This window comes from Nesterenkonia sp. DZ6 (genome assembly GCF_022565835.1).
Taxonomy (GTDB): domain Bacteria; phylum Actinomycetota; class Actinomycetes; order Actinomycetales; family Micrococcaceae; genus Nesterenkonia.
Genome location: NZ_JAJOYW010000004.1, coordinates 158,863 through 170,372, shown reverse-complemented (window position 1 = coordinate 170,372; position 11,510 = coordinate 158,863). Strand labels below are relative to the sequence as shown.

The 11,510-nt window shown below is 67.3% G+C and carries 7 protein-coding genes; 4 read left to right on the top strand and 3 right to left on the bottom strand.

Annotation, left to right across the window (positions count from 1 at the left end; genetic code table 11):
- Positions 1-45: 45 nt before the first annotated feature.
- Together LTH93_RS11100 and LTH93_RS11095 are read left to right on the top strand one after the other, a co-directional pair.
- Positions 46-822 carry a 3-oxoacyl-ACP reductase gene (locus LTH93_RS11100; RefSeq protein WP_241470985.1) on the top strand — a complete coding sequence of 259 codons (777 nt, stop codon included), beginning with the start codon at positions 46-48 and terminating at the stop codon, positions 820-822.
- Positions 823-983: 161 nt separating this feature from the next.
- On the top strand, positions 984-2,264 hold the full coding sequence (locus LTH93_RS11095; RefSeq protein ID WP_241464941.1) for an ammonium transporter: 1,281 nt from the start codon (positions 984-986) through the stop codon (positions 2,262-2,264).
- Between the two features lie 106 nt (positions 2,265-2,370).
- Here the strand turns inward: LTH93_RS11095 and LTH93_RS11090 are convergent, their stop codons facing one another.
- Positions 2,371-3,603 (bottom strand): MFS transporter, encoded by a 1,233-nt coding sequence (locus LTH93_RS11090; RefSeq protein ID WP_241470984.1) that lies wholly within the window; start codon positions 3,601-3,603, stop codon positions 2,371-2,373.
- Positions 3,604-3,731: 128 nt separating this feature from the next.
- Between LTH93_RS11090 and LTH93_RS11085 the strand changes: the two genes are divergently transcribed.
- Positions 3,732-4,124 (top strand): DUF1801 domain-containing protein, encoded by a 393-nt coding sequence (locus LTH93_RS11085; RefSeq protein WP_241470983.1) that lies wholly within the window; start codon positions 3,732-3,734, stop codon positions 4,122-4,124.
- Here LTH93_RS11085 and smc read toward each other — a convergent pair.
- Positions 4,111-7,827 carry a chromosome segregation protein SMC gene (gene smc / locus LTH93_RS11080; RefSeq protein ID WP_241470982.1) on the bottom strand — a complete coding sequence of 1,239 codons (3,717 nt, stop codon included), beginning with the start codon at positions 7,825-7,827 and terminating at the stop codon, positions 4,111-4,113. The genes LTH93_RS11085 and smc overlap by 14 nt on opposite strands.
- Before the next feature lie 10 nt (positions 7,828-7,837).
- A complete protein-coding gene (gene wecB / locus LTH93_RS11075) occupies positions 7,838-9,004 on the bottom strand; it encodes a non-hydrolyzing UDP-N-acetylglucosamine 2-epimerase (protein WP_241470981.1) in 1,167 nt (388 codons plus the stop codon).
- Positions 9,005-9,173: 169 nt separating this feature from the next.
- Between wecB and LTH93_RS11070 the strand changes: the two genes are divergently transcribed.
- Entirely contained in the window at positions 9,174-11,303 is a 2,130-nt protein-coding gene (locus LTH93_RS11070) for an acyltransferase family protein (RefSeq protein ID WP_241470980.1), read from the top strand.
- Positions 11,304-11,510: the final 207 nt, after the last annotated feature.

Sequence of the window (11,510 nt, the reverse complement as noted above, 5' to 3'; positions counted from 1 at the left end):
CATCAACTGAGAACTTCAGCAGATGACCCTCAATCAAGGAGCCCCATGCAGATCAACGCCCGCCGTCTCGTCGACCGCAGCGCCGTCATCACCGGGGGCGCCAGCGGCATCGGTCTCGCCAGTGCCCGCCGCATGGCCGCCGAAGGAGCACGCGTCGTCATCGCCGACGTCGACGCGGTCGCCGGGGAGCAGGCCGCCGCGGAGCTCGGAGGCCTGTTCGTCAAGGTCGACGTCACCAACCCGGAGGAGGTCCAGGACCTCTACGCGCAGACCCATGAGGCCTTCGGCAGCGTGGACATCGCGTTCAACAACGCCGGCATCGCCCCGCCCGACGACGCGTCCATCCTGGACACCGGCATCGACGCCTGGCGCAGGGTCCAGGACGTCAACCTCACCTCGGTCTACCACTGCTGCAAATATGCGATCCCCTATATGCAGAAGCAGGGCAAGGGCTCCATCATCAACACCGCATCCTTCGTCGCCGTCATGGGCGCGGCCACCTCGCAGATCTCCTACAGCGCATCGAAAGGGGGCGTCCTCTCGATGAGCCGTGAACTGGGAGTGGAGTTCGCCCGCCAGGGCATCCGCGTCAATGCCCTGTGCCCCGGACCGGTCAACACGCCGCTGCTGAAGGAACTGTTCGCCAAGGACCTCGAAAAGGCGGCTCGCCGCCTCGTGCACGTGCCGCTGGGCCGCTTCGCCGAGCCCGAAGAGCTCGCCGCGGCCGTGGCCTTCCTGGCCAGCGATGACTCCTCGTTCATGACCGCCTCCACGTTCCTGGTCGACGGCGGCATCTCGGGAGCCTACGTCACGCCGTTCTGAGCGTGAAGGCTGCGGCGGGGGCTCTCCCCTGCCCTCCGCGGGGAAAGCTTTAACCTTTCTGAAACATCACGGCGCGCCCGGTGAAACACGAGCCAGTCACCATTGAGATCAGCTCGCATCGGTGAAGTTCACCGATGAATTGATGTTTCCTGGAGGGACACATGGAACTTGGATCACTAGACGTCTGGGTGCTTGTGGCAAGCGGACTCGTGCTGCTCATGACACCCGGACTGGCCTTCTTCTACGGCGGTCTGTCTCAGGCCAAGTCCGCCATCAACATGATGATGATGAGCTTCGCGGCCATGGGACTCGTCGGCGTGGTCTGGGCCCTCTGGGGCTCCGCCATCGCAGGTGGAGAGTCCGTCGGCGGCCTGTTCGGCAATCCCGCCACTGACTTCGGCCTCTACAGCACCCTCGCAGAAGCACCGGAGGAACTGATCGGCATCGGCTTCGGCGCCACCTTCGCCATCATCACCACGGCCCTGATCTCCGGCGCGATCGCTGACCGCGCCAAGTTCTCCGCCTGGATGGTCTTCGTGCCCATCTGGGTCACCCTGGTCTACTGCCCGCTGGCCTTCATGGTCTGGGGCGATGGTGGACTCCTCGTCGAGGGCGGCGCCGTGGGCGACGCTGTCGGTGAGGCAGTCGACTACGCCGGCGGGCTCGTGGTCCACATGTGCGCCGGCCTCGCCGCTCTGGTCCTTGCACTGATCCTGGGCAAGCGTCGCAACTTCACCGAACGCGAATCACACCGCCCCCACAACACCCCGTTCGTGCTGCTGGGCGCCTCGCTGCTCTGGTTCGGCTGGTTCGGCTTCAACGGCGGCGCAGCCACGGAGGCCGGCGAAGCAGGACTCATCTGGGTCAACACCCTCCTTGCCCCCGCATCGGCACTGGTGGTCTGGCTCCTCACCCAGCGCATCCGCGGCGAGAAGCCGACCGCCCTCGGCGCCGCATCGGGCATCGTGGCCGGCCTGGTGGCCATCACTCCCGCCTGTGCCCACGTGGACCCGGTCGGCGCCATCATCATCGGCGCCGTCTCCGGGTTCCTCTGCTACCTGGCAGTCGGCCTGAAGTACAAGCTCGGCTTCGACGACACGCTCGACGTGGTCGGCCTGCACTTCGTCGCCGGCCTCTGGGGCACCGTCGCCATCGGTCTGCTGGGCCGCGCCGAACTGATCGACGGCGAACGCTCCGGCCTGTTCTACGGCGGCGGTCTGGGCCTCATGGGCTCGCAGGTCGTGGCTGTCCTGGTGACTCTGGTCTTCACCGTGGTGATGACCGCGATCATCGCCTACGCCATCCACGCCACCATCGGATTCCGCGTCACCTCGGATGTCGAGACCCTCGGCATCGACCGCTCCGAGCACGACGAAGATGCCTACATCTTCGAGACCATCAACGGTTCCAGCAAGAGCCCCGCTGGCGCACCGCGCGAGTGACGACCTCCTAGGTCACCGCTTCGTTTCAAGAGCCTGGGTCCGGTTCATCGAGCATCTCGCTCGGTCAACCGGACCCAGGCTCTTGAGTGGATTCAGCAGCAGCGCCTCAGGGCTGCACTGTGTCAGCCGACTCTTCCTCGGCCTCCAAGGTCTCCGGAGCCTGAGTCCAGGCCAGGGCGCCGAACATCAGGATCACCCCGGTGACGCCGAAGGCCCAGGCGTAGCCGAGCTGGTCCACCAGGAACCCCGCCAGCAGCGGTCCGATGATCGCGCCGAAGTCCTGCGTCATCTGGAAGGTCGACACCACCGATCCCCCGTTGCGCCCCGAACCGACGATGTCGGCGATCGCCGCCTGCTGGGCGGGGTTCATCAGCCCGGTGCCCACCCCTGCGATCACGCTGAGCAGCAGCAGGATCAGCGGGCTGGGCGCCAGACCGAGAAGACCCGTGGCCAGCGCCGAGATGAGAAGCCCGAGGATGATCGGACGTCGTCGTCCATACCGATCTGACCGGCGCGAGAAGAGCAGCACGGCTGCCACATTGCCGGCGGCGAACGTGGCCAGCGCGACTCCTGCGAGCTGGCTGGAATCCAGCATCCATCCGGAACCGACGAAGGCGGTGGCGGCGAAGAGCGGCACCACGGAGTTGCGCAGCCCGAAGGTCGCCCATCCGTTGGCGAAGCCGGCGGTCAGCGCCGCACGGTATCCGCGGTGCTGCCAGGCCTCGGCCAGGGTGACCGTCTCTCGATCTTCCTTGCGACCACGGTCCTCCAGCCGGGACTGGCGAAGCATGATGAACACGATCGCCGCCGCCACCACCAAGGCCCCTCCGTAGACCAGGAAGGGCACCCGAGGGCCGAAGACCAGCAGTCCCGAGCCGATGAGCGGACCGGCGACGCTGCCGAACAGGAACGCCGAGGCATAGGCGCCGGAGACCCGGCCGCGGATCGTGGGCGGGGACTTCCGAGCCAGGAACGTCATCGCCGAGACGGTGAAGAAGGTCGAGCCGATGCCGCCGAGCGCCCGGAAGAGCAGCAGCAGCTCATAGCTGGGGGCGTACGCGGTGGCGATCATGGACACCGCCACGATGAGCAGCCCGATCACGTAGACCGGGGTCTCCCCCAACCACTGGGTGAGCTTCCCGGAGGCCGGCGCGAAGAGCAGCCTGAAGAGCCCGAAGGCCGAGACCACGGCCGAGACGGCCATGGCGGAGACCCCGAAGTCCGAGGCGTACTGCGGCAGGATCGGCGCCACGATGCCGAAGCCGATCGCGATCACGAAGGCCGAGACGATCATCACCTTCAGCTCAGGAGGGATCCCGGTCTTCACCTCACGTGTCATTGAGCCGCTCCTGTCCTTATGCCACCGGTCATCCTCGTTGCTCAACGCAACGAACCCCAGGACCATTCCCTCCGCCGGTCTTCGATCCCATGGCACGATGGGAGCACTTCATCACGAGAGGCGATTCGATGGAACCCACCGGTGGCAGCCTGGAGGCCCTTCTGAGCGCGATCACGCCGAAGGTTCGGCAGCGAGACGCCCGCACCATGGTGGGACTGATGCAGCGCATCACCGCCGAAGACCCGCAGCTCTGGGGCAGCATCGTGGGCTTCGGGACGTATCACTGCCGCTACGACTCAGGCCGCGAGGGCGACGCTCCTGCGGCCGCCTTCGCCGCACGTCGACAGGCCACCACCATCTATCTGCCCGACGGGATCGACCCGCACGCAGAGGAGCTCGGCCGCCTGGGTGCGCACAGCACCGGAGTCGGCTGTCTCTACATCCCACGCCTGGACCAGGTGGATGTCACGGTGCTCGAAGAGATCATCACCGGCTCGTATCGGTCCGTCACGGCGTGGTGAGCTCTGCTGCTGTGGGCTCTGCGGAGGTCCCCAGCCGCTGGGAGACGACCCGGGTGGAGCCGTCCTGCCGCATGGACACCCCGTAGAGCGCATCGGCGATCTCCATCGTGCGCTTCTGGTGGGTGATGATGATCAGCTGGGAGGATTCGCGGAGCTCCTCGAAGATCACCAGCAGGCGGGAGAGGTTCGTGTCGTCAAGCGCGGCCTCCACCTCGTCCATCACGTAGAACGGACTCGGCCGGGCTTTGAAGATCGCGACCAGCAGCGCGACGGCGGTGAGCGAGCGTTCCCCGCCGGAGAGCAGCGAGAGGCGGCGGATCCGCTTGCCCGGGGGCCTCGCCTGCACCTCGATGCCGGTGTTGAGCATGTCCTCCGGGTTGGTCAGCTCCAGCCGACCCTCCCCGCCGGGGAAGAGTCGCGCGAAGACCCGTTCGAACTGCAGCTTGGTGTCCAGCCAGGCCTCGGTGAACACCTTCTCCACGGTGGCATCCACATCGGCGATGATCTCGAGCAGGTCCTGCCTGGACCTCTTGAGATCGCTCAGCTGCTCCTGCAGGTAGCGGTGACGCTCCTCGAGTGCGGAGTGCTCCTCGAGCGCCAGCGGGTTGACCTTGCCCAGCGCCCTGAGGTCACGGCGGGCCTGCGCGAGCCGCTTCTCCTGCTCGGACCGGTTGAAGGGCACGCCCGACTCGGCTTCGTCAGCTGGATCGGCTGGATCGGCTGGGTCCTCGGGCCTGTCCGGTTGGGTGGGATCAGCCTGCGTCAGGAGCTGATCCGATGCCTGCGGAACCAGCTGATCCGGACCATAGTGCTCGATGAGGTACTCCGCGGTGAGGCTGAGCTCCTCGAGTCCGCGGGCCTCCGCGGCCTCCAGGCTCAGTCGCAGCTCGGTGCGGGTCAGCTCCGCCTGGTGCAACGCAGCCGTGAGAGTCTCGAGCTCAGCCGCCTCGGTCTTGCGCGCTGTGCGAAGTGAGAGGGTGCGCTGGCGGGTCGCGTCAGCGGCGGTCTCGGCGGCGCCGCGAGTGGTCTGCGAACGCTGGAGGACGCCGAACAATGTCTGATAGGCCGCTTCGGCTTCGCGCTGAATGGTCTCTGCCTGCAGTGCGCGGGAGCTGCGGACCTGAGCGATCCTCCGCGCCTCTTCCCTGCGTGTCTCTTCGGCGGCTGCTCTGCGGCGCAGCCCGGCGGCGCGTTCGAGCATCTGTTTGTGCTGCTCTTCGGCGGCGCGCAGCTCCAGCCTGGCGTCGACCTCTTCGCGGCGCTGGGTCGTGGCAGCAGCGGAGAGTCGATCCCGTTCAACGCTGGACGGCTCCTCTTCGGTGTCCTCGCTCTGCGCCGCCTGCAGGCGCGCCTCGGCTTCTTCGCACTGCTGCTGGGCCTCGGCAGCGGCCGCATCTGCCTCGCGGATCTCTTGGTCGGCGTGTTCGATCCGCTCGGCGGACCGCGCCAGTTCCGCATGAAGCCGGCCGAGCTGTTCGGTCGTGGCGTGCATCTCGGCGTCGTTGGCATGCAGCGCCTGCAGGGTCTCCTCGACGTGCAGCTCCGCGGCGTTGACCTCTGACTCATCAGCGACGGAGGCGGAGACACGTTCGTCGAGCTCGAGCTCACGCTGGCGCAGCGCCTCGGTGAGTTCGCTGATCTCGGCATTGATCGCCACGTCGGAGTTCTCCAGCACGGTGCCGCCGATCTGCTCACCGGTGCGGAGGATGACCCCCGCAGGAGTCACCGCGGTGCGCACCTCGGGAAGCTCCAGCAGCGCGGCCGCCTGGCGCTGGTCAGCGCAGAGCACGACGCCGGCAAGCGCGGCGTGCACCGGGATCTGAAGGTCGTCGTCGATGCCGACCACCTGGCGAGCCCAGATCGCGCCTGCCGGCAGCTCGATGCTGGGGAGTTCGATGTTGTGGAGCTCGATGTCGGGGAGCTCAGCGCCGTGAACCGCACTCCCCGGAGGCTCAGCGGCGGGTCGGCGGGAGGCGAGAGGAGTCTCGGCCGCCACTTGGTGGATCAGGTGCGCACGGCCGGCCTCTCCGGCCGCCAGCCAGCCCAGTGCATCAGCCGCGGTCTCGGCGTCCTTGACGATGAGCGCCGCGTCGAGGCTGCCGAGGCAGGCGGCGATCGCGGTCTCCCACCCGCGGGTGATGCGCAGCCGCTGCGCCAGGGGTGCCACGATCTCCTCGGCCCGGTCGCGGAGCAGCGCCGCGGCTCCGTCACGAGGGGTTCGGGCGGCGGAGAGTCCGGAGAGCCGCGCTCGGTGTTCGCTGATGACCGTGCGCAGCCCCTGCTGCTGTGCCAGCTTCTCGTCATAGGCCCCGCGCAGTGCTTTGAGCCGCTCATGGGCAGCCTCGTAGGCGGCGTCAAGGCCCTCTTCGCCGGTCTCGACGCCCGCGATCCGCTGCTCCAGCTCCGCGAACTCGCCGCGGGCTCGCTGCTGCGCGGCGCGGGCCGCGTCGCCCTGTTCCTGGCCACGAAGGCGCCTGGCCTGTGCCGCGTCGATGCGCCCCCGGGCGGTGTCCACCCGGCCGCGCAGCGTCGCGAGTCCCGCGCGACGGTCCGCGACGGCACGCAGCTGCTCGGTCAGACGGGTCTCTTCGTCCTTCCATGCCTCCTCGGCCTGTGCCCGCCCAGCGGAAGTGCGTTCCAGGCGTTCCCTGGCGGCGGTGACCTCGGCGTCGAGCTCTGCGGCCTGCTCGGCCACGCTCTGGGCCTGGGCCCGCAGCGCCTGCGGGTCGCGGCCGCTCAGTTGCACCACGGCGGAGGCCTGCAGGCTGCGGGCGCGCTCCTCGGCGAGCGAGGCGACCGAGCGCAGCCGCTCCTGGACCTGCTCGAGCCGGTGGTGACCGGCCAACAGCTTCTCCGCGTGGGCGCTCTGCGCTGCGGCCTGCTTCTCCAGCTGCGCGATCTCGGTGTCCTGGGCGTCGAGCCAGGCGCGCAGCTGCTCGGCGGATTCCCGGTCGTCCTGTTCGCCCTGGCTGGACTCGTGCAGCGCGGTGGCCGCACGGACGAGGTCATCGGCGATGAGCCGGGAAAGTGAATCGCGCAGATCGTGCTGGATGCGCTGAGCTCGGCGGGCTACCCGGGCCTGCCGGCCCAACGGGGCGAGCTGCCGGGAGATCTCGCTGATCAGGTCCTCGAGGCGGGAAAGGTTGGTCTGCATCGATTCGAGCTTGCGCACGCTGCGTTCCCGACGGCGACGGTGCTTGAGCACCCCGGCAGCCTCCTCGATGAAGCCGCGCCGCTGCTCCGGGGTGGCCTGCAGGATCTGATCCAGCTGCCCCTGCCCCACGATCACGTGCATCTCCCGGCCCAGCCCGGAGTCGGAGAGCAGCTCCTGGATGTCGAGCAGTCGGCACTTGGCGCCGTTGATCGTGTAGTCGCTGCCCCCGGCGCGGAACATCGTCCGAGAGATCGTGACCTCGGAGTATTCGATCGGCAGCGCGCCGTCGGAATTGTCGATGGTCAGCGACACCGAGGCGCGTCCCAGCGGCTGGCGCTCGGTGGTGCCGGCGAAGATGACGTCTTCCATGGTGCCGCCGCGCAGGGACTTGGCGCCCTGTTCGCCCATGACCCAGGCCAGCGCGTCGACGACATTGGACTTGCCCGACCCGTTGGGGCCGACCACGGCGGTGACCCCTGGTTCGAACTCGAAGGTGGTGGCCGACGCGAAGGACTTGAATCCGCGAACGGTCAGGGTCTTCAGGTGCACGGGTGCGGACTCACACTTTCCCGGACTCGCCGGGGCTCGGGTGGAAGTCCTCGAGCCGGTCCCCGAGGCCGAACATCGCAGCGATCGCCGCCACGGTGCGCTGCGCGGCGTGGCCATCACCGTAGGGATTGACCGCATTGGCCATCGCGGAGTAGGCCTCAGGACTGTCGAAGAGCGCGGCGACCTCCTCGACCACCCGCTCCTCGGCAGTGCCGATGAGCCGCACCGTTCCGGCGTCGACGGCCTCGGGGCGTTCGGTGTTCTCGCGCATCACCAGCACCGGCTTGCCCAGCGAGGGAGCCTCCTCCTGCACGCCGCCGGAGTCGGTCAGCACCACGGTGGCCAGGTTCATCAGCCGGGTGAACTCCCCGTAGGGCAGCGGCTCGGTGACGATCACGTTCTCATGACCGGCCAGCGCGGGCAGGATCGCTTCACGCACCACCGGGTTGCGATGCGCAGGGAGCACGATCAGCTTCTCCGGGTACCGGTTGGCCAGGCGAGCCAGCGCGCGGCCCACTCCTTCCATGGCGGATCCCTGGTTCTCCCGGCGGTGCGTGGTCACCAGGAGCACATCCCGGCCCGAGGCCGCCGCGTCTTCGAGCTCGGCGTCGGCGAAGGGCACGTGCTTGCTCGCGACCTCGAGCAGCGCGTCGATCACGGTGTTGCCGGTGACCACGATGTCCTCAGCCGGAAGGGCCTCGCGCAGCAGGTTGGCGCGGGACTGGGCGGTGGGGGCCAGATGCAGCGCGGTGATCTGGCTGGTCATCTTGCGGTTCGCCTCTTCGGGGAACGGCGAGTAGAGGTTGAAGGAGCGCAGCCCAGCCTCGGCGTGGATCACCGGGATCCCGGAGTAGAACGCCGCCATCGCGCCGGCGGTGGTGGTGGTGGTGTCTCCCTGGACGACGACGGCGTCGGGCTTGTTCCGCGTGAAGATCGCGTCCAGGCCGGTGACCGTGCGGGTGAGCACCCCGTTGAGCGTCTGCCGGGGCTGGATGATGTTCAGGTCATGGTCTGGCACGATCCCGAAGAGCTCGTTGACCTGGTCCAGCATCTCGCGGTGCTGCCCGGTCACGGTGACCTCGCACTCGAAGAACTCGCTGGCCTGCAGCGCCTTGACGATCGGCGCCATCTTGATGGCTTCGGGACGAGTCCCATAGATGGGCATGATTCGCTTCATGGCTTGTACCTGTCCCTTCGCGCGCATGGTGTCTGCCACACAGCCTAGCTTCCCGTGCCGACATGGGACCGGTCTAACACCCAGGTATCGGGGTTCGGACCGATTCTGCCGATAAACTCAGGCCCCATGTCAGCACCGCAATCCGGACGGTGCAGGAAAGGGGTTGATCGTGCGTTCAGCATCGAGGCGTTCGCTGGGCAGCCGTGCCGCTGCGGCCCCCGCCGCTGAGGTCCAGACCCTGACCCGAGGCCTGCCTGAACGCAGGTTCCGCCCAGAGCTCCACGGGGTCCGCGGCCTGGCCATCCTCGGCGTCGTGCTGTTCCACCTCTTCGGAGCAGGCCGAGTCTCAGGCGGCATCGACATCTTCCTCGCAGTCTCGGGCTTCCTCTTCACCGGCATGCTGCTGCGCGAGTCCGCCGCCGGCGGCGGCCCCATCGACATCGGCCGCTACCTCGCCCGGATCGCACGCCGTCTCCTGCCAGCGGCCGCCCTAGTCATCACCGTGACTCTGGCCATCGGACTCTTCCTGTTCCCCAGCACCCGGCGTGAGCAGCTCTGGGGTGAAGCCCGGGCGTCCTTGCTCTACTTCGAGAACATCGAACTGATCAACTCCCAGCTCGCCTACGGCGCCGCAGGACCCGACACCAGCCCGTTCCAGCATTTCTGGTCACTCAGCGTGCAGGGACAGTTCTACCTCGTCTGGCCACTGGTCGCCATCGCCGCGGTGCTCCTGGCCCGCAAGATCAAGAAGCCCGCCGCACACGTGATGATCGCACTGGTCGGGCTGATCATCGCGGCATCCTTCATCTTCACGCTCTACATGCAGACGATGGACCAGGACCAGGCCTACCTCATGACGCGAACCCGCTTCTGGGAACTTGCCTTCGGCGGCCTCCTCGCGCTCGTCGCCTCCTCGATCGCCCTGCCTCCTCGATTCCGCTTCCTCGCCGGCTGGCTCGGAATCGGCCTGATCCTCACCTGCGGTTTCGTCCTCGACGGGGCCTCACTGTTCCCGGGACCCTGGGCGCTGTGGCCGCTGGCTGGCCTCACACTGGTGATGCTCTCGGCCAACGGCGGGATCGGACCCCGAGAATCCAAGGCCAGCGCCGCGACGTTCCTCTCCAACCGCTTCTTCGCCTGGATCGGCAACATCGCCTACGGGCTCTACCTGTGGCACTGGCCGCTGCTGATCTTCTACCTCCAGGTGCGAAACCAAGACGCGATCGGCGTGCCGGGGGCTGCGGCCGTCTTCATGGTCTCACTGCTGCTCGCCTGGGCGACCTACCGGTGGGTCGAACAGCCCATGAGCAGAACGAAGATCCGCGAGAAGACACAGCTCGCATCCGCCGCCGTTCTCCTGGGGGCAGCCGGAGTGGCCTCTTCGCTGATCCTCAACCAGCTGGCGCCTGTGATCCCCGAGGGCTATGCCATGTCTGGTGTCGACCGGAGCGACTACCCCGGCGCCGCCGCTGTGGGCGGCGGGCAGCCTGTCGATGACAGCATCGACTTTTTCCCGGAACCGACCGAACTGAGCGCAAGCCTCCCGATGCACATGTCCTGGGACTGTGAACAGACCTACTTGAGCGAACCGGGCTCCGACGAGGTCACGGTCTGCGAGGACCCTGATCCGCCCTCGGATCCACGGGCAACGGTGATGCTGACCGGAGGCTCCCATTCGGGGCACTGGTACAACGCACTCGCACTCCTTGCTGAAGAGCGGGACTGGGAACTCATCGTCGTCATCAAGTCTGGATGCAGGCTGCAGCACACAGACGAGACCGTTGGCGATGACGCTGACGAGGATGAGGAGGGTGACATCTATTGCGCGAGGTGGAACGCGAAGCTGCCCGCCTTCATCGCGGAACGCCAACCCGACGTAGTGGTCTCCACCGGGACCGCCTTGTATCGCAGCGGCAGCTCAGAACTGATCACCCGGGGAGCGGAAGATCGTTGGAGCGAGATCGTCAAGACCGGCGCAGAGCTGCTCCTGATCCGGGGAACAGCTCGTCCAGACGAGGATGTGCCCGACTGCCTGGCGTCCGGCGGTACCGCTGAGAGCTGCGGTGCTGACTACAGCATCTACGCCGAGCATGATCTCCTTGAACAGGCCACACAGGATGAGTCGATCTATTCCATCGACATGACCGAGTACGTGTGCCCCGGCGGCTCGTGCCCGGCTGTCATCGGCAATGTCGCCGTCTACAGCGATGCCAGCCATCTCAGCGCGCACTACGTGGAGACCCTGACCCCGTACCTGGATGAGAAGCTCAGGGACGCAATGCCCCAGCTGTACCGCTGAGTCCCAGGCCCCGAGGGTCCCCACAGCTAGCTTCGCGTTCCGACATGGGACCGGTCTAACACCCAGGTATCGGGGTCTGGATCGATTATGCCGGTAAACTCAGCCACCGTGTCAGCACCTGAATCCGGACGGTGCAGGAAAGGGATTGATTTTGCGTTCAGGTTCGACGCGTTCACTGCGTGGCCTTCGTCAACGACTCACGCCGAC

Excerpts from the sequence above, each read along its gene's own strand:
- LTH93_RS11100 (WP_241470985.1), top strand. The coding sequence starts at position 46 with ATGCAGATCAACGCCCGCCGTCTCGTCGACCGCAGCGCCGTCATCACC.
- LTH93_RS11095 (WP_241464941.1), top strand. The coding sequence starts at position 984 with ATGGAACTTGGATCACTAGACGTCTGGGTGCTTGTGGCAAGCGGACTC.
- LTH93_RS11090 (WP_241470984.1), bottom strand. The coding sequence starts at position 3,603 with ATGACACGTGAGGTGAAGACCGGGATCCCTCCTGAGCTGAAGGTGATG.
- LTH93_RS11085 (WP_241470983.1), top strand. The coding sequence starts at position 3,732 with ATGGAACCCACCGGTGGCAGCCTGGAGGCCCTTCTGAGCGCGATCACG.
- wecB (WP_241470981.1), bottom strand. The coding sequence starts at position 9,004 with ATGAAGCGAATCATGCCCATCTATGGGACTCGTCCCGAAGCCATCAAG.